The 17394-nt window shown below is 69.5% G+C and carries 15 protein-coding genes; 11 read left to right on the top strand and 4 right to left on the bottom strand.

All coding sequences use genetic code 11. The features are described 5' to 3' along the window. The first annotated feature begins 1 nt into the window (after position 1). The 6 genes from ACFYP0_RS23360 to ACFYP0_RS23335 all read left to right on the top strand — a co-directional run bounded on the left by ACFYP0_RS23360 (position 2) and on the right by ACFYP0_RS23335 (position 7005). A complete protein-coding gene (locus tag ACFYP0_RS23360) occupies positions 2 to 688 on the top strand; it encodes a response regulator (protein WP_091406380.1) in 687 nt (228 codons plus the stop codon). Positions 689 to 1268: 580 nt separating this feature from the next. Further along, positions 1269 to 2909, top strand: a complete 1641-nt coding sequence (locus ACFYP0_RS23355; protein WP_355494628.1) for a peptide ABC transporter substrate-binding protein — start codon at positions 1269 to 1271, stop codon at positions 2907 to 2909. A 148-nt stretch (positions 2910 to 3057) separates the two neighbouring features. Further along, positions 3058 to 3984: an ABC transporter permease gene (locus tag ACFYP0_RS23350; RefSeq protein ID WP_112681467.1), complete on the top strand. Its 927-nt coding sequence runs from the start codon at positions 3058 to 3060 to the stop codon at positions 3982 to 3984. Beyond that, positions 3977 to 4945, top strand: coding sequence for an ABC transporter permease (locus tag ACFYP0_RS23345; RefSeq protein WP_355494627.1), 969 nt, complete (start codon positions 3977 to 3979; stop codon positions 4943 to 4945). The genes ACFYP0_RS23350 and ACFYP0_RS23345 overlap by 8 nt, the downstream gene beginning before the upstream one ends. Positions 4946 to 4955: 10 nt before the next feature. Beyond that, on the top strand, positions 4956 to 5999 hold the full coding sequence (locus tag ACFYP0_RS23340) for an ABC transporter ATP-binding protein (RefSeq protein WP_386997569.1): 1044 nt from the start codon (positions 4956 to 4958) through the stop codon (positions 5997 to 5999). Then, the gene (locus tag ACFYP0_RS23335; RefSeq protein ID WP_112583780.1) at positions 5992 to 7005 is read left to right on the top strand and encodes an ABC transporter ATP-binding protein; all 1014 of its coding nucleotides are present in this window, start codon (positions 5992 to 5994) and stop codon (positions 7003 to 7005) included. Before ACFYP0_RS23340 ends, ACFYP0_RS23335 begins: the two co-directional genes overlap by 8 nt. A 169-nt stretch (positions 7006 to 7174) precedes the next feature. Here ACFYP0_RS23335 and ACFYP0_RS23330 read toward each other — a convergent pair whose 3' ends face one another. Beyond that, positions 7175 to 7564, bottom strand: coding sequence for a chorismate mutase (locus ACFYP0_RS23330; protein ID WP_355494626.1), 390 nt, complete (start codon positions 7562 to 7564; stop codon positions 7175 to 7177). Between the two features lie 326 nt (positions 7565 to 7890). Here ACFYP0_RS23330 and pcrA point away from each other — a divergent pair, with 326 nt between their 5' ends. Further along, the gene (gene pcrA, locus ACFYP0_RS23325; RefSeq protein ID WP_356980767.1) at positions 7891 to 10296 is read left to right on the top strand and encodes a DNA helicase PcrA; all 2406 of its coding nucleotides are present in this window, start codon (positions 7891 to 7893) and stop codon (positions 10294 to 10296) included. Positions 10297 to 10402: 106 nt separating this feature from the next. Here pcrA and ACFYP0_RS23320 read toward each other — a convergent pair whose 3' ends face one another. Further along, on the bottom strand, positions 10403 to 11173 hold the full coding sequence (locus ACFYP0_RS23320) for a M23 family metallopeptidase (RefSeq protein WP_356980765.1): 771 nt from the start codon (positions 11171 to 11173) through the stop codon (positions 10403 to 10405). A 273-nt stretch (positions 11174 to 11446) separates the two neighbouring features. Beyond that, positions 11447 to 12154, bottom strand: a complete 708-nt coding sequence (locus tag ACFYP0_RS23315) for a M23 family metallopeptidase (RefSeq protein WP_356980762.1) — start codon at positions 12152 to 12154, stop codon at positions 11447 to 11449. A gap of 484 nt (positions 12155 to 12638) precedes the next feature. Between ACFYP0_RS23315 and ACFYP0_RS23310 the strand changes: the two genes are divergently transcribed. The 3 genes from ACFYP0_RS23310 to sucD all read left to right on the top strand — a co-directional run bounded on the left by ACFYP0_RS23310 (position 12639) and on the right by sucD (position 15544). Next, a complete protein-coding gene (locus ACFYP0_RS23310) occupies positions 12639 to 13043 on the top strand; it encodes a cobalamin B12-binding domain-containing protein (protein ID WP_030491849.1) in 405 nt (134 codons plus the stop codon). Positions 13044 to 13475: 432 nt separating this feature from the next. Beyond that, a complete protein-coding gene (sucC, locus tag ACFYP0_RS23305) occupies positions 13476 to 14654 on the top strand; it encodes an ADP-forming succinate--CoA ligase subunit beta (protein WP_091406357.1) in 1179 nt (392 codons plus the stop codon). Positions 14655 to 14656: 2 nt separating this feature from the next. Next, positions 14657 to 15544, top strand: coding sequence for a succinate--CoA ligase subunit alpha (gene sucD / locus ACFYP0_RS23300; protein WP_356980759.1), 888 nt, complete (start codon positions 14657 to 14659; stop codon positions 15542 to 15544). Positions 15545 to 15617: 73 nt separating this feature from the next. On the opposite strand, the gene ACFYP0_RS23295 is transcribed toward sucD, so the two are convergent. After that, on the bottom strand, positions 15618 to 15884 hold the full coding sequence (locus tag ACFYP0_RS23295) for a hypothetical protein (RefSeq protein ID WP_091406354.1): 267 nt from the start codon (positions 15882 to 15884) through the stop codon (positions 15618 to 15620). Between the two features lie 199 nt (positions 15885 to 16083). On the opposite strand from ACFYP0_RS23295, the gene ACFYP0_RS23290 reads away from it, so the two are divergent. After that, the gene (locus tag ACFYP0_RS23290) at positions 16084 to 17373 is read left to right on the top strand and encodes a cell division protein PerM (protein WP_356980757.1); all 1290 of its coding nucleotides are present in this window, start codon (positions 16084 to 16086) and stop codon (positions 17371 to 17373) included. The last annotated feature ends 21 nt before the right edge of the window (positions 17374 to 17394 follow it).

The following is a 17394-nucleotide window of genomic DNA, read 5'->3' as shown; positions in this document are numbered from 1 at the left end:
CATGGCCGAGCAGTCGACCGAGCACCTCGACCCGGCGGATGCCCGCCCCGAGCGGCTGCGGGTGTTCCTGGTGGACGACCACGCCATGTTCCGAGCCGGGGTGCGCGCGGAGTTGGGTGCCCACGTCGATGTGGTTGGCGAGGCGAGCACGGTGGCCGAGGCGGTCACCCGGATCGCCGCCGTCGGCCCGGACGTGGTGCTGCTCGACGTGCACATGCCCGATGGTGGCGGTCGCGCGGTGCTGGAGGCGATGCGGCGTACGCACCCGCAGGTCAAGTTCCTCGCGTTGAGCGTCTCCGACGCGGCGGAGGACGTGATCGGGCTGATCCGTGCCGGTGCCCGCGGGTACGTCACCAAGACCATCTCCCCGGACGAGTTGGCTGCCGCGATCCGTCGCGTGGCCGACGGGGACGCGGTGTTCAGCCCACGGCTGGCCGGGTTCGTGCTGGACGCCTTCGCGGCTCGGCCGGACGCGCCGGTGGCCGACCCGGAGCTGGACCAGCTCACCAATCGTGAGCGTGAGGTGCTGCGGCTGCTGGCCCGGGGGTACGCGTACAAGGAGATCGCCAAGGAGCTCTTCATCTCCATCAAGACGGTGGAGACGCACGTGTCGAACGTGCTGCGCAAGCTTCAGATGTCCAACCGCTACGAACTCTCCCGTTGGGCGGCGGATCGCCGCCTCGTGTGACGGCGCGTCGGCGCGGCGAGGATCAGAGAAACGTCCGGCGCGCCCTCGTACGCCCAGCCGGTGATCGTGTCCGGGTAGCCGTAGGCGCCCTCATCCGGATGGGTCGAAACGTGAGCGGTGACGCACGTCCCATCGGGCTGGGTGGCCCTGCGGCGCGCGCACCGGCTGAGGCCGGGCCGCCGAGTGGGCGCAACGTATTTCCTGCTCAGTGCCGCCCGCGTCGACCGTTTTATGATCATTTTTCAAGTATCGGCAACGTGGCGGGCAACTAACGGCTTGATAACGGCACCTTCACGGAAGAGGCCAGTGGGTGTCACAGTGGCAGCACCTCACCATCGGTGTGTGGCACTCCGTACGCCCCACGACCACGATTCCGCCGATCTCGGCGGCCCGTGGTTGTGCCGGTTGCGTCGTGTCAAGCCTCGTTGGTGGGGGAGCCCGGCGGATCGGAACATCAGGGGTGTCCCCAACTTCCCTGTGGTCCCGGCGACCCGCGCCCCGGGGTGGTCGGGCGGTGTCACCCCCAAAACGTGCGTGAAACCCACGACGGAACCTGGTTAGAAAGAGGAGGCCCCTCGGAATGAGAGTCTCGAAGCGGGCGACGAGCGCCATCGCGCTCAGCGCGGCTGCCGCGCTTGTCGCGAGCGGTTGCTCGAGCGGTGGCGACGGCGATACTGCCGCCAGCACGGACGGCTCGATCGTTGTTCACGGCGTCCAGCCGGAGAACCCGCTGGTCCCGTCGAACACCACGGAGACCGGCGGCGGCAAGATCATCGACTGGATGTGGACCGGCCTGGTCGAGTACCCGAACGACGGTGGGGCCCCGCGTAACGCGCTGGCGGAGTCCATCAACACCACGGACTCCAAGGTCTTCACGATCAAGATCAAGGCCGGTACCAAGTTCCACGACGGTACCGAGGTCAAGGCGAAGAACTTCGTCGACGCCTGGAACTGGGCCGCCTACTCGCCGAACGGCGCGCAGAACGGCACCTTCTTCGCGGACATCGCGGGCTTCGACCAGACCTACACCACGGACCCGGATGGCGCGGACGGCCCGAAGAAGGCCCCGACCCCGACGGCCGACAAGATGTCCGGCCTGAAGGTCATCGACGAGCAGACCTTCGAGGTCACCCTGGCGGCGCCGACCGCGGTCTTCCCGACCAAGCTCGGCTACAGCGCCTTCATGCCGCTGCCGGACGTGTTCTTCACCATGAAGCCGGAAGAGTTCGGCAAGACGAAGCCGATCGGCAACGGCCCGGTGAAGTTCGTGTCCTGGGAGGACAACTCCCTCATCAAGCTGACGCGCTTCGACGACTACAACCTTCGCGACAAGATGAAGGTCAAGGACGTCGACGTCAAGCTGTACCAGGACGACAACGCCGCCTACGCCGATCTGCTGGCCAACAACCTCGACTTCATGGAGGTTGTCCCCACCTCGGCGCTCGCCGGTGACAAGTGGAAGACCGACCTCGGTGACCGGGGCCGCTCGACCGTCACGCCGTCGACCGCGTTCATCGCGTTCCCGATCTACGACAAGCGCTTCGCGAACCCGAAGCTGCGTCGTGCGGTGTCGCTGGCGGTCAACCGGCAGGAGATCTCGGACAAGATCTTCTTCGGTACCCGCAAGCCGGCCGACAGCTGGGCGAACCCGCTGACCCCGGGCGCCAAGCCGGGTAACTGCACCGCCTGCAAGTTCGACCCGGAAACGGCCAAGACGCTGCTCGCCGAGGCCGGTGGCTTCACTGGCGAGATGGTCTTCTACTACAACGCGGACTCCGCCCACAAGGACTGGATGGACGCCGTCGCGCAGCAGGTCAAGACCAACCTCAACATCAACGCCCGGGCCGAGGGTGTGCCGACCTTCGCGGTGTTCCGCCAGAACATCAACGCCCACAAGATGACCGGTCCGTACCGTGCTGCCTGGCAGCAGGACTACCCGGACGTCGAGAACTGGGTCAACCCGCTGTTCGTCACCAACGGTTCCTCGAACGACGGCCTCTACAGCAACACCGAGGTCGACGCCCTTGCCAAGCAGGCCAGCGGCGCTCCGAGCCTGGAGGCCTCGCACGAGGCGTTCGCCAAGGCGGTCGAGAAGGTCGACCAGGACGTCCCGAGCATCCCGGTCTACTTCTACGGTCAGCAGTCCGGCCACTCGGAGAAGATCAAGAAGCTTGAGCTGAACAACGTCGGCGAGATCGACATCACCTCGGTCGAGCTCTGATCCGAACGGTCTGACCCCGGGTCGGGCTCGCCACATCCGGTGAGCCCGACCCGGGGCCGTTCCGCGATTGGGTGTTACAACACTCGATTCGCACGTTGTCACCACCGTGTCGGCCGTCCGACGCGCCCCCTGTCTGGAGGACCACCCCATGGGCCGTTATCTGTTGAGACGGCTGCTCCAACTCGTGCCGGTCTTCATCGGTACGACGTTCCTGATCTACTGGCTCGTCTGGGCCGTTCCGGGCGATCCGTTCGCCGGCAAGTGCGGTGAGCGTCGCTGCCCGGACCAGTACATCGCCTTCATGACCGAGAAGTACCACCTCGACCAGAACGTCTTCGTGCAGTACGCCAACTACATGAAGAACCTGCTCCAGGGTGACTTCGGTCAGACCTTCTCGCAGCGCGAGATCAGCGACATCATCCTGACTTCGTACCCGAACACCCTGAAGCTGGCCGTCGTGGCGCTCGCCATCGAGGCCATCATCGGCCTCGGCGCCGGTGTGCTGAGCGGTCTGCGGCGTAACGGCTTCCTGGACAACCTGGTCCTGGTCTCCACCCTCTTCCTGATCGCGCTGCCGGTCTTCGTGGTCGGCTTCGTGCTGCAGTGGCTGCTGGGTGTGCAGTGGGGCATCATCAAGCCGACCGTCTCCTCCGAGATGCGGTGGTCCGAGCTGATCGTGCCCGGCTTCGTGCTGGGCAGCGCGTCAGTGGCGTACATCGCCCGGGTAGCGAGAACGAGCATCGCGGAGAACCGTCGCGCGGACTACGTGCGCACGGCCATCGCCAAGGGCCTGCCCATGCGCCGGGTGGTCGGTGTGCACCTGCTGCGTAACTCGCTCATCCCGGTGGTGACCCTGCTCGGCACCGACCTCGGTGCCCTGATGGGTGGCGCGATCGTCACCGAGGGAATCTTCGGCATCAACGGGATCGGCCGCCAGGTGTTCCGGGCGATCATCACCAAGGAAAGCGCCACGGTGGTAGGGATCGTGGTCGTCCTGGTGCTGGTCTATCTCGTGATGAACCTGCTGGTTGACCTGCTCTACGCCGCCCTGGACCCGAGGATCCGTTATGAGTGACCCGAGTACCGCATCGATCGTCAGTACCCCTGGCGCACACCCCACCGACTCCGCCGCAACCGCCACCGCGGGCCAGCCGCAGAGCAACGAGAAGCCGCGCGGCCTGCTCGGCGACGCCTGGCGGGACCTGCGACGCAAGCCGCTGTTCTGGATCTCGGCCACGCTGATCGTGATCTTCCTGCTGATGGCGGCCTTCCCGGCGCTGTTCGCCCCGGGCGACGCGGTCAACGGCTCGCTGTCCCGCAGCCTCGACAAGCCGTCCGCCAATGGCTGGTTCGGCTACGACGTGCAGGGCCGCGACGTCTACGCCCGGGTCATCTACGGCGCACGTGCCTCCATCGTGGTCGCCGTGCTCTCCGTGCTGGGCACCCTGCTCATCGGCGGAACCATGGGCATCATCTCCGGCTACCGCGGCGGTTGGGTGGACGCGCTGCTCAGCCGGATCGCCGACGTCTTCTTCGGTCTGCCCTTCGTGCTCGGCGCGATCGTCATCCTGACCACGTTCAACGGGTCGGGCGCCGGCAACACCAAGGCCCAGATCATGGGCCTGGTGACCGCGTCCCTGATCGTGCTGAGCTGGCCGGTCGTGATGCGGCTGATGCGCTCCTCGGTGCTCGCCACCAAGGAGGCCGACTACATCGTGGCGGCCCGCGCGCTGGGTGCCGGCACCGGCCGGATCATCCTCAAGCACCTGCTGCCGAACTGCCTGGCCCCGCTGCTGGTCTACGGCACGATCATGGTCGGCTCGTTCATCGGCGCCGAGGCCACCCTGTCGTTCCTGGGCGTCGGTCTGAAGTCGCCGGTGGTGTCCTGGGGCATCATGATCAGTGATGGGCAGAATTTCGTCCGGGTCGCGCCAGGGCTGGTGTTCTTCCCCGCCGCGTTCCTCGTCACCGCAGTGCTGAGCTTCGTGATGCTCGGTGAGTCGGTCCGCGAGGCCCTCGATCCGAAACTCCGCTAGGGGAGATCCAGTGTCCGACATTCTCGTTTCCGAGCAGTCAGCGCCGGGACCCGGCGGGTCCGGGCGTCCCTCCGGCCGCCTGCTCGAGGTCGACGACCTGCGGGTGGAGTTCCGCACCCGGGACGGCGTCGCAAAGGTCATCAACGGGGTCACGTACCACGTCGACGCGGGGGAGACCCTCGCCGTGCTCGGCGAGTCCGGCTCCGGTAAGAGCGTCACCGCGCAGACCATCATGGGCATCCTCGACACGCCGCCCGGCTTCGTCACCGGTGGGCAGGTCCGCTTCCACGGCAAGGACATGCTCCGCATGTCCGACGAGGACCGCCGCCGCATCCGCGGCGAGGGCATCGCGATGATCTTCCAGGACGCGCTCTCCGCGCTGAACCCCGTCTTCACCGTCGGGTTCCAGATCGCCGAGCAGTTCCGGGTCCGGCGGGGCATGGGTCGCGCGGAGGCCAAGAAGCGCGCAATCGACATGCTCGACCAGGTCAAGATCCCGAACGCCAAGGGCCGGTTCAACAACTACCCGCACCAGTTCTCCGGTGGTATGCGGCAGCGCGCGATGATCGCGATGTCGCTGGCGCTCGACCCCGAGGTGCTGATCGCGGACGAGCCGACCACCGCCCTCGACGTGACCGTGCAGGCCCAGATCATGGACCTGCTGGCCGAGCTTCAGCGCGAGCGGCAGATGGGCATGATCCTGATCACCCACGACCTCGGCGTGGTCGCCGACGTCGCGGACCGGATCGCGGTCATGTACGCGGGCCGGATCGTCGAGGAAGCCGACGTGTACGAGCTGTACGCCAAGCCGGCGCACCCGTACACGCTGGGTCTGATCGACTCGATCCCGCGCCTCGACGAGAAGGGGCAGCAGCTCCGGACGATCAAGGGCCTCCCGCCGAACCTGATGAACATCCCGCCGGGCTGCCCGTTCAACCCGCGATGCCCGATGGCTCAGCCGGTGTGCCGGGAGAAGGTCCCGCCGCTGCTGCAGGTCGGCCCCGCCCGGGCCAGCGCCTGCCACTTCGCCGAGGAGCTGGTGAACCGTGTCTGAGAACATCCTCGAGGTCAATGACCTGGTCAAGCACTACCCCGTCACCCAGGGTGTGGTGTTCAAGAAGACCGTCGGTCAGGTCAAGGCGGTCGACGGGGTCTCGTTCGGTCTGCGCGCCGGAGAGACCCTCGGGGTGGTCGGCGAGTCCGGCTGCGGCAAGTCGACGCTCGCCCGGGTGCTGATGAACCTGGAGAAGCCGACCGCCGGCAACGTGGTCTACAAGGGCCAGGACATCTCCAAGCTGTCCGGTGGGGCGCTGCGGCGTCTGCGCCGGCAGATCCAGCTGGTCATGCAGGACCCGTACACCTCGCTGAACCCGCGGATGACCGTCGGTGACCTGCTCGGTGAGCCGTTCGAGATCCACCCCGAGGTGGCGCCGAAGGGCAGCCGCCGGGCCAAGGTGCGCGAACTGCTCGACCTGGTCGGGCTCAACCCGGAGCACATCAACCGGTACCCGCACCAGTTCTCCGGCGGTCAGCGTCAGCGCATCGGCATCGCCCGCGCGCTCGCGCTGCGGCCCGAGATCATCGTCTGCGACGAGCCGGTGTCGGCGCTGGACGTCTCCATCCAGGCCCAGGTCATGAACCTGCTGGAGCAGTTGCAGGGCGAGTTCGGCCTCTCGTACGTCTTCATCGCGCACGACCTGTCGGTGGTCCGCCACCTGTCGGACCGGGTCGCGGTCATGTACCTCGGCAAGATCGTCGAGATCGGCACCGAGGACGAGATCTACGAGCGACCGACCCACCCGTACACCCAGGCGCTGCTCTCCGCGGTGCCGGTGCCGGACCCGACCCAGCGGCACAACAAGACGATCATCCGGCTCACGGGTGACGTGCCGTCGCCGATCAGCCCTCCCTCGGGCTGCCGGTTCCGGACCCGCTGCTGGAAGGCGCAGGACGTCTGCGCCGAGCAGGTCCCGCTGCTGGAGATCCGGCGGGACTCGGACCACCCGAGCGCCTGCCACTTCGCGGAGAAGCGCGAGATCGTCGCCACCCACGAGGTCTGAGTCACCGAAACCGCCTGCCGCCGTCACCACGACGACGGCAGGCGGTTTCGTCTGTTCGTGACCCGGATCGGCCGCGCGGTGCCTGGCAGCCCATGCGGCGTCAGCCAGCACGATGGGCGGTGTGCTCACCCAGGGAGCCGTGGCCCGGTTCAGCGCGGGCTGAGGCGGCTCACAGCGGCCCGCGGCCCGCGCGGAGCAGCAGCAGGGCCAGCTGGGTGCCGTCGGCGCCGAGCGCGACCCGGAAACGCTCCAGGATCTCCCGTTCCCGGGAGAGCACCAGGCGGGTCCCACCGGACGCCATCCGGGTCGCGCCGACCTCCTGGGACAACGCGGCCCGCTCCTGCCAGAGCGTGATCAACGCGTGGTCGATCTCGTCGATCCGTTCCCTGATCTGCACGATCCGTGCCGAGGCGGACGGCTCCTGGGTGCCGGTCTGCTGCTCGGCCGGCTCGGCGTCCGCACCCGTCGTTTGTGCGGCCACCGCCGGCTCAGCCCCCTGCGCTGCGGGCTGCCCGGGTCGGATCGGGCTGCCGCTCTGCTCCATCACGTCTGCCATCATCGGGTACCTCTCGCACTGTGGTGCCCGGTGCCCGGAACCTGGGACGGAAAAAGCCCCGGACTCCAGGAGCCCGGGGCTTTAGCAGGTCTGAATCGATCAGGCGCGACCTACGGCAGCCGGACTCCCGGTGCCATAGTAAAAGTAGAAGCGCGCAGCGATCACGCCGTCGAGTATGCCCACGTCGCTGCCGGGTGCGCAAGCATTCCGTGTAGCGAAGGGCACCTTTCCCGCCGGTGGGTGTGCCGGGTGATGGTGCGCGCCGTCGGGCACGAGCTGCCGAGCGCCAGAGGCGCAGTGTCCGGCCCGCGGCATAGACTTGTCGGGCGATGCATCCTCTCTTCGACATCCCCGCGTCCCCGCCTGCGCCGGAGTCCGCGCCGGCCCGCCCGCACCGACCCGGGGCGGCCGCCGCGCGCCTCGATCCGCAGCAGCTGCTCGCCGGGCTGAACGGGCCGCAGCGCGACGCCGTCAGCCATGCCGGCTCGCCGCTGCTGATCGTGGCCGGCGCCGGGTCCGGCAAGACCCGGGTGCTCACGCACCGGATCGCCTACCTGCTCGCCGCTCGGGACGTGCACCCCGGCGAGATCATCGCGATCACCTTCACCAACAAGGCCGCCGGCGAGATGAAGGAGCGCGTCGCCGCGCTGGTGGGCCCCCGGGCCCGCCTGATGTGGGTGTCGACGTTCCACTCGGCCTGCGTGCGGATCCTGCGTGCCGAGCACGAGCACGCCGGCCTCAAGTCGACGTTCTCGATCTACGACGCGGACGACTCCCGCCGGTTGATGCAGTTGGTCACCCGCGAGCTGGATCTCGACCCGAAGCGCTACCCCGCGCGTGGGCTGGCCGCCCAGGTCTCCAACCTCAAGAACGAGCTGGTCGACCCGGAGCAGTTCGCGGCGCGGGCCACCGGGCCCAACGAGCGGGCGCTGGCCGAGGCGTACACGCTCTACCAGCGTCGGCTGCGTGAGGCACACGCCCTGGACTTCGACGACCTGATCATGACCACGGTGCACCTGCTCCAGTCCCACCCGCACGTCGCGGAGAGCTACCGCCGACGGTTCCGCCACGTGCTGGTGGACGAATACCAGGACACCAACCACGCCCAGTACGTCCTGATCAAGGAGCTGGTCTCCGGCACCGACGGGCTGGAGCCCGCCGAGCTGTGCGTGGTCGGCGACGCCGACCAGTCGATCTACGCGTTCCGGGGTGCGACGATCCGCAACATCCTGGAGTTCGAACGGGACTTCACCGACGCTCGGACGATTCTGCTGGAGCAGAACTACCGCTCCACCCAGACCATCCTCAACGCGGCCAACGCGGTGATCGACCGCAACACCTCCCGCAAACCCAAGCGACTGTGGAGCGAGGCCGGCGCCGGCGAGCAGATCGTCGGCTACGTGGCCGACACCGAGCACGCCGAGGCCGACTGGGTGGCCCGGGAAATCGACCGGCTGGTCGACGCCGACGAGACCCGCCCCGGCGACGTCGCCGTCTTCTACCGCACCAACGCGCAGTCCCGCGTCTTCGAGGAGGTGTTCATCCGGGTCGGCCTGCCCTACAAGGTGGTCGGCGGGGTGCGCTTCTACGAGCGCAAGGAGGTCCGCGACGCCCTGGCGTACCTGCGTTCGGTGGTCAACGACGACGACACGGTGAGCCTGCGGCGAGTGCTCAACACCCCGCGCCGGGGGATCGGCGACCGCGCCGAGGCGTGTGTCGAGGCGCTCTCCAGCCGCGACCGGATCTCCTTCGGCGCGGCGCTGCGCCGGGCCCGGGAGGCGCCGGGCATCTCCAGTCGGGCGGCCAACGGCATCACGGACTTCGTGGCGCTGCTCGACGGCGGCCGCGAGTTGGCCGAGACCGGCACCCCGGAGGAGGTGCTGGAGGCGCTGCTGACCCGTTCCGGCTACATCACCGAGCTGGAGGAAAGCCTCGACCCTCAGGACGCCGGCCGGGTGGACAACCTCCAGGAGCTGGTCAGTGTCGCCCGCGAGTACACCGAGCGGATCGAAGCCCTGGGCGAGGAGGGGGAGCGGGCCACCCTGGCCGGCTTCCTGGAGCAGGTGGCGCTGGTCGCCGACGCCGACCAGATCCCCTCCGACGACCCCGACCACCAGGGCGTGGTCACCCTGATGACGCTGCACACCGCCAAGGGGCTGGAATTCCCGGTGGTCTTCCTGACCGGGCTGGAGGACGGCGTCTTCCCGCACCTGCGCTCGCTGGGCGACACCCGCGAGTTGGAGGAGGAGCGCCGCTTGGCGTACGTCGGCATCACCCGTGCCCGACAGCGGCTCTACATGTCCCGGGCGGTGACCCGCTCGGCCTGGGGGCAGCCGTCCTACAACCCGCCATCGCGCTTCCTGGAGGAGCTGCCGACCGAGCTGGTGCACTGGGAGCGCACCGAAGGGTCGTACACCTCGTGGGCTGGCGGGGGCGGCGGCGTCGGTGGCCGCGCGGACCGCGCGCCCGGCGCGCGTGGCAACTTCACCGGGGGTACGCCGAAGGCGGCCCAGTTGGCGCAGCGGCTCGGTGTGGACGCCAGCCGCCTGACCACCGCCAGTGAGCTGCCGCAGGGGCCGAAGGTGTCCGCGGGCGACCGGGTCAACCATCAGCGGTACGGGTTGGGGCGGGTGCTCGCCGTCGAGGGGCATGGCCCGGGTGCCCGCGCGCAGATCGACTTCGGCGACCAGACCATGTGGCTGGTGCTCCGGCACGCCCCGGTCGACAAGCTCTGACCGTATCGCGCCCAGGATCGTGCTGGATCAAGGGAGGAGTGGCCTCGCATAGCGCTGAGGCCACTCCTCCCTTGTCGTTACGCGCGGAGAGCGCCGGGATGTCGTATCAGCAGCCCAGGTCGACGCCGCGCGACCGCATGAACGGGGCCGGGTCGATCTGGTTCCACATGCCCTGGTGCACCTCGAAGTGCAGGTGCGGGCCGGTGGCGTCGCCGGTGGCGCCCTCGTAACCGATGACCTGGCCGGCTTTGACCGCCTGGCCGACGGTGACCGCGATGCGGCTCTGGTGGGCGTAGTGGGTCAGGTAGCCGTTGCCGTGGTCGATGAAGACGGAGTTGCCGTACCCGTCGGAGGCGTCGCCGGCCTGGGTCACGGTGCCGGCGGCCGCGGCGCGGATCGGCGTACCGGAGGGCAGGGCCAGGTCGATACCGGCGTGCAGGGTGCCCCAGCGCTGCCCGTAGCAGGACGTGACGGCTGCGCCCGGCATCGGGTCGACCCAGGCGGGCGTGGGCTTGGTGGTCTTCTTCAGCTTCGGCTTGGCCTTCGCGGCGGCCGTCTTCGTGGGGGTCGGGCTGGCGCTGACCGCTGACGGGCTCGGCGTCGGGCTGAGCGAGGGGGCGACCGGGGTGCTCGATTCACGGACCGAGCGGTCGGCCCGGCTCGCGGCCTCGGCCCGGGCCTGGGCGTCGAGGGAGACGGCGGCGGGTGCCGGGTGGTCGGTGCCGCTGGTGGCGACGGCGACACCTCCGAGGCCGAGGGCTACCAGGGCGGCGGCCGCGAGCACGATGAGGCGGTTTCGTCGGCCGGTGCGCTGCGACGGCGTGGTCTGGCTGGTGTCGGGGGTGTTCTCGTTCTGGACGGGGCTGTCTTCCTGCACGGCGGACCTTCAGAGTCGAGGGGCACTTGACCTCGAAATACTGGTGTCGGGCCCAGGTGGGGCAGGCGTGGGGACCGAACCCTCGGAGGGAGAGCGGACGGTCGGGTGCCCGAATATGACCCGCTGTGTGGCGCTACATCCGGAAAAGTGATCATGTTGGTGGGTGCCGTCGGTCACATTCAGCGCTGTGACCCGGGATACATCCGCCAGGACCGCACAACGAAAAACCGCCCGGATCGACAGATCCGGGCGGTCAACGGTCGTTACGCATCGTCAGGAGGCGGCTACCTCGCTGTAGATTGCCTCGACTTGCAGCTTGATGTCCACTCCGCGCTCCTGAAGGAACGGTACCGGGTCTTCCGGCTGCCCCTTGACATGGATCTCCAGGTGCAGGTGCGTGCCGTACGCGTGGCCGGTCTGGCCCACGAGGCCGAGCTGGTCGCCCGCCTTGACCTGCTGGCCTTCCTTGACGCTGACCGCGGAGGAGTGGCCGTAGATGGCCTCGCTGCCGTCGGCGTGCTGGACGATCACCGCGTTGCCGTACCCACCGAACCAGCCGGCCTTGGTGACCAGCCCGTCGTGGATCGCCACGTAGGGCGTGCCCTCGGGGGCGACCAGGTCCACGCCGGTGTGCATCTTGCCCCAGCGGACGCCGTACGGGGAGTTGAAGTCGTAGCCCTGCAGCGGCAGCAGCCAGACCTCGGGCTCGGCGCTGTCCTTGCTGCGGCTGTCCCGGGAGGCGCGGTCGGCGTTCTCCGAGCGGGCCTGGACGTCCTGACTGGTGACCGACGCCTGCTTGAGCTCGTCGAGGACCGTCGGGCTGACGTCCTTGGCGTCCGGCAGGGCGCTCGCGCCGAGAGCCACGATGCCGGCACCGACGAACGCGGTGGTGACGACAGCGGCGTAACGGCTGCGGGGTGGGGTGGGTACGCGGCGGCGACCGCGATATCGATCGGGCTCAGACGACAGGCGCTGGCGCACGCACACCCTCCGTTGTCGGGGTTCCGAAGCGGCCGGTGGGCGTCCCCTGAGGCTCCAGTGAGACGTCCGCTGACCGCGTCGTCACCCGTCCATGGACCTGATGACAACCGTGGACACGTTAGCCAACCGCCAGGCGAGTCACAAGCCAGACCGAAAAATTGGCGTGTCGGTCTGTCCGTTTGCGTCCCTGATTGTCATGCATCGCGACGCCGAACGGTGCCCCCGTAGCTGACCGTTCGTCGCCGAGCGTGACCGTTCCGGCGGAGTCGTCCGGCTTGACTCCGAACGCCGCCGGGATGGTGTCCCCGGCCCCGCCAGCGGCGCGGCGGCGGCGAGGCAGGCAGGGGGCGGTCGGAGATCTGCGGGTTGCCGGGTGGACACGCCGGGTAACGGCCGGTGACGGAGCCCGGATTTCCCGGGCCGCGCCCGCCGGGTTACCGTTCGTTAAGGTGAAGGCGGTCAAGCCGGTGAAAGGTGTGCGCTGATGAGCTCTCGTATTCGGGTCGTCGTCGCGAAGCCTGGCCTGGACGGCCACGACCGGGGCGCGAAGGTCGTCGCGCGCGCCCTACGGGACGCCGGGATGGAGGTCGTCTACACCGGCCTGCACCAGACTCCCGAGCAGATCGTGGAAACCGCCATCCAGGAGGACGCCGACGCGGTCGGCCTGTCCGTGCTCTCCGGCGCGCACATGACGCTCTTCCGGCGGGTGCTGGAACTGCTCGGTGAGCGGGACGCCCGCGACATCGTCGTGTTCGGTGGCGGCATCATTCCGAACGGCGACATTCCCGAGTTGGAGAAGCTGGGCGTCGCGAAGATCTTCACGCCGGGCGCCACCACCCAGGCGATTGTCGAGTGGGTCCGACAGAACGTGGCCCAGCCGGTTTCCTGAGGCGCGCCGAACTGCTGCGTCACCGAATTTTGGGCACGGGGGAGGGGCCGGACGCACCCCTCACACGTCCGGCCCCTCTATGCACGATGCCCCGCCGCCACCCCTCGACCGACAGGGCATCGGCCGTATCCCGTCATTGCGCTGTTCAGCGCTCCGACATCTGACTCAACGACGCCCCCACGGCAGGGTTACGCAAGCCGGACAACATCGCCCGGACGGTGGATGCCGCCCGAGTCATGGCCGGAAACCGGCCACACCTGATGTCCGGTTGTGCATTACCGCACACCGTGCACCCGCTCGGTTGCCGGTGGTGCCGACCTCGCTAGGCTGCGGCCAATGGCCTGTTTCAACTGATGACAGGCGTCAAACTGTTTTCTGAACGCTGGTGGCGGCGCGACGGCGCGCCGCGGAGACGGGACGGGACGCGCAATCGTGGACCTGTACGAGTACCAGGGGCGGGACCTGTTCGAGCGGCACGGCTTGCCCGTGCTGGCCGGCGGCGTCGCCACTACCCCGGAAGAGGCCCGCGCGATCGCCGAACGTCTTGGCGGCCGTGTGGTCGTCAAGGCGCAGGTAAAGGTCGGCGGCCGAGGTAAGGCCGGCGGCGTCAAGCTGGCCGAGGGCCCGGATGAGGCGGTGGCCCGTGCCACCGACATCCTCGGCATGGACATCAAGGGTCACACCGTCCACAAGGTCATGATCACGGTGACCGCGGACGTGGCCGAGGAGTACTACTTCTCGTACCTGCTCGACCGGGCGAACCGCACCTTCCTCTGCATCGCCAGCGTCGCCGGCGGCATGGACATCGAGCAGGTCGCCGCCGAGACCCCCGACAAGGTCGTGAAGGCCCCGATCGACGCCGTGAAGGGCGTGGACGAGGCCAAGGCCCGCGAGATCGTGACGGCTGCCGGCTTCCCGGCCGAGGTCGCCGACCAGGTGGTCGAGATCGCCGTCGGTCTGTGGCAGGCGTTCGTCGCCGAGGACGCCACCCTGGTCGAGGTCAACCCGCTCGCCAAGAACGGCGACGGCCGGATGCTGCTGCTGGACGCCAAGATCAGCCTGGACGAGAACGCGGCGTTCCGGCACCCGGACCACGAGGCGCTCGTCGACCAGGCCGCTGTGGACCCGCTGGAGCAGGCCGCCAAGGCCAAGGACCTCAACTACGTCAAGCTCGACGGCGAGGTCGGCATCATCGGCAACGGCGCCGGTCTGGTCATGTCGACCCTCGACGTGGTCGCGTACGCCGGTGAGCGGCACGGCAACGTCAAGCCGGCCAACTTCCTCGACATCGGCGGCGGCGCGAGCGCCGCGGTGATGGCGAACGGGCTGGAGATCGTGCTCTCCGACCCGGCCGTGAAGAGCGTCTTCGTCAACGTCTTCGGCGGCATCACCGCCTGCGACGAGGTCGCCAACGGCATCATCCAGGCGCTGGCCCTGCTGGAGCAGCGCGGCGAGCAGGTCACCAAGCCGCTCGTCGTCCGTCTCGACGGCAACAACGCCGAGGCTGGCCGGGCGATCCTGGACAGCGCGAACAACCCGCTCGTGCAGCGGGTGGACACCATGGACGGTGCGGCCGAGCGGGCCGCCGAGCTGGCAGCTGCGGGGGTCTGATCATGGCTATCTGGCTGACCAAGGACTCGAAGGTCATCGTCCAGGGGATGACCGGTTCCGAGGGTTCCAAGCACACCCGGCGGATGCTGGCCGCCGGCACCAACGTGGTCGGTGGCGTCAACCCGCGCAAGGCGGGCCAGACTGTCGACTTCGACGGCACCGAGCTGCCGGTCTTCGCGTCCGTCGCGGACGCGATGGCCGAGACCGGGGCCGACGTCACCGTCATCTTCGTGCCGCCGCAGTTCACCAAGGCCGCCGTGGTCGAGGCGATCGACGCCGCGATCCCGCTGGCCGTTGTGATCACCGAGGGCGTCCCGGTGCACGACACCGCGTCGTTCTGGGCGTACAACGTGGCGCAGGGCGAGCGGACCCGGATCATCGGGCCGAACTGCCCGGGCATCGCCTCGCCGAGCGCGTCCAACGCCGGCATCATCCCCGCCGACATCACCGGCTCCGGCCGGATCGGCCTGGTCAGCAAGAGCGGCACGCTGACCTACCAGATGATGTACGAGCTGCGCGACATCGGTTTCTCCACCTGTGTCGGCATCGGCGGTGACCCGATCATCGGGACCACCCACATCGACGCCCTCGCGGCGTTCGAGGCCGACCCGGAGACCGACGCCATCGTCATGATCGGTGAAATCGGTGGCGACGCCGAGGAGCGGGCCGCCGAGTTCATCAAGGCCAACGTCACCAAGCCGGTGGTCGGCTACATCGCCGGCTTCACCGCTCCGCCCGGCAAGACCATGGGTCACGCCGGGGCGATCATCTCCGGCTCGGCCGGTACCGCCGAGGCGAAGCAGGCGGCGCTGGAGGCCGTCGGGGTCAAGGTCGGCAAGACGCCGACCGAGACCGCAAAGCTGATGCGGGAGATCATGTCCGGCAGCTGAGCCGGTCAGGCAACACGAAGGGGGTCGACCGGTCACGGTCGACCCCCTTCGGCGTACGCACGCTCGGCGCCGGTCAGTCGTTGTTCCAGAACGGGTAGTTGCCGGTCGAGCGTAGGATCGCCCCGCCGATGATGTTGATCACGCCGAACGCGATGGCGAGGTAACCGAGCAGCGGCGACTGCCCGTACCGCCGGGCGTCGCGGATGGACAGGTAGCCGAAGACGATGCCGAAGATGCCGCAGCAGATCAGCCCCAGCACGATGCCCAGCACGCCCCAGAGGGTGGTGCGGTCGCGTCCCTGGGCCGGTGGTGGTGGGGGAGGCGGGTATGGCGTCGTCACAGCGTCCTCCGAGCGGTCATGGGCGACTGCCGGCCCGGACCGCGACCGGCGGGCCCGTCCCGGGTGGCGGCGACTCGCGCCCCCTCAGGGCCGAGGCTAGACCGGCCCGGGTGGGCAGGACGTGGGTTCGGTGAACTCGCCGACCTTAGGAGGGGTTAACGGACTGCCACCGCCCGCGCGACGTGCCAGAGTAGAGCGGATGTCCCCCGTCACCCCTGACCGTCCCAGCCGTCCCGGCGGTGTGAGAGCCGACGACCGGCCGGTCGACCGTGCCGCACCGGCCCGGCGGGTGCCCGCGCCTCGCGCGGGCGGGTCGCCGCGCGGGCGGGCGCCGTTGCCCGTCGCCGCCGGGGTGGCCGCCTGCTGGGCGGCCCTCACCTCGTACCTGCCGGTCGCCATCGTGCTCGGCCTGGTGCAGCTCGGCGCGGATGGCACCACAGTGACCGGCACCCTGCGCACCGCGCTGTCCGGCTGGCTGCTCGGGCACGGCGTGCCGCTGCACACCGAGACCGGGCCGCTCGGGCTCGCCCCGCTGGCGCTGACCGTGCTCGCGCTCTGGCGGCTGACCCGCGCCGGCGTGCACGTCAGCCGCGCGATCGGTGCCCGCGACACCCGCTCACCGCGCCGGGCACTGCTCGCCGCGGTCGCGGTCGGTGTCGCGTACACGCTGCTCGGTGCACTCGCGGCGGTGCTGGTCGGCACGGGTGGGCCGAATGTGTCGCTGATCCGGGCGGGCGCCACGTTCGCGGCGGTCGGCACACTCGCCGCGCTGGTCGGCGCGGTCCGGATCACCGCCGTGACCCGGCTGCTCGTCACCCGGCTTCCGGGCCCGGTGCGCGACGGCGTTCGCACCGGGCTGGTGGCCGGGCTGCTGCTGCTCGGCGCGGGCGCGGGCGCGGCCGGCCTGGCGGTGGCCACCGGCGGCGGCGACGCTGCCGACATGATCGGGGCGTACCGGACCGGGGTCGCCGGGCAGGCCGGCATCACCCTGGTCAGCGTCGCGTACGCGCCCAACGCGGCGGTCTGGTCGACCAGTTACCTGCTCGGGCCGGGGTTCGCGGTGGGGACTGACACCGCGGTCCGTACCAGCGAGGTGTCGGTCGGCGCGCTGCCGGCCGTGCCGCTGCTCGCTGGCCTGCCGCGCGGCCCGGTGGACGGCTTCGGCGCCCTGTTGCTCGCGGTGCCGGTGCTGGCCGGGATGGTCGCCGGTTGGCTGCTCGCCCGGCGGGTGGCTCGACTCGCCGTGCCGGAGCGGGCTGCACAGCGCTGGGCCGAGTTGCTGGCCCCGGCGGTGCTGGCCGGGCCGGTGGCCGGGGTGGTGCTCGGTGCGGCCGCGGCGGTCTCCGGCGGGCCGCTCGGCGCCGGTCGGCTGTCCCAGGTCGGGCCGGTGGGTTGGCAGGTCGGGGCGGTGGCGGCCGGTGTCATAGCGGTTGGCGCGCTGCTCGGCGCCGCCGCCACCCGGGCGCTGACCCGCGGGCCCGCACAGTAGAGCCGCAGCCACCCGGGCGTT

The sequence above is a fragment of the Micromonospora arida genome (assembly GCF_042873195.1).
GTDB classification, from domain to species: Bacteria; Actinomycetota; Actinomycetes; order Mycobacteriales; family Micromonosporaceae; genus Micromonospora; species Micromonospora arida.
Note: the sequence above shows the minus strand (reverse complement) of the source record. Positions and strands in the feature narration are given on the sequence as shown.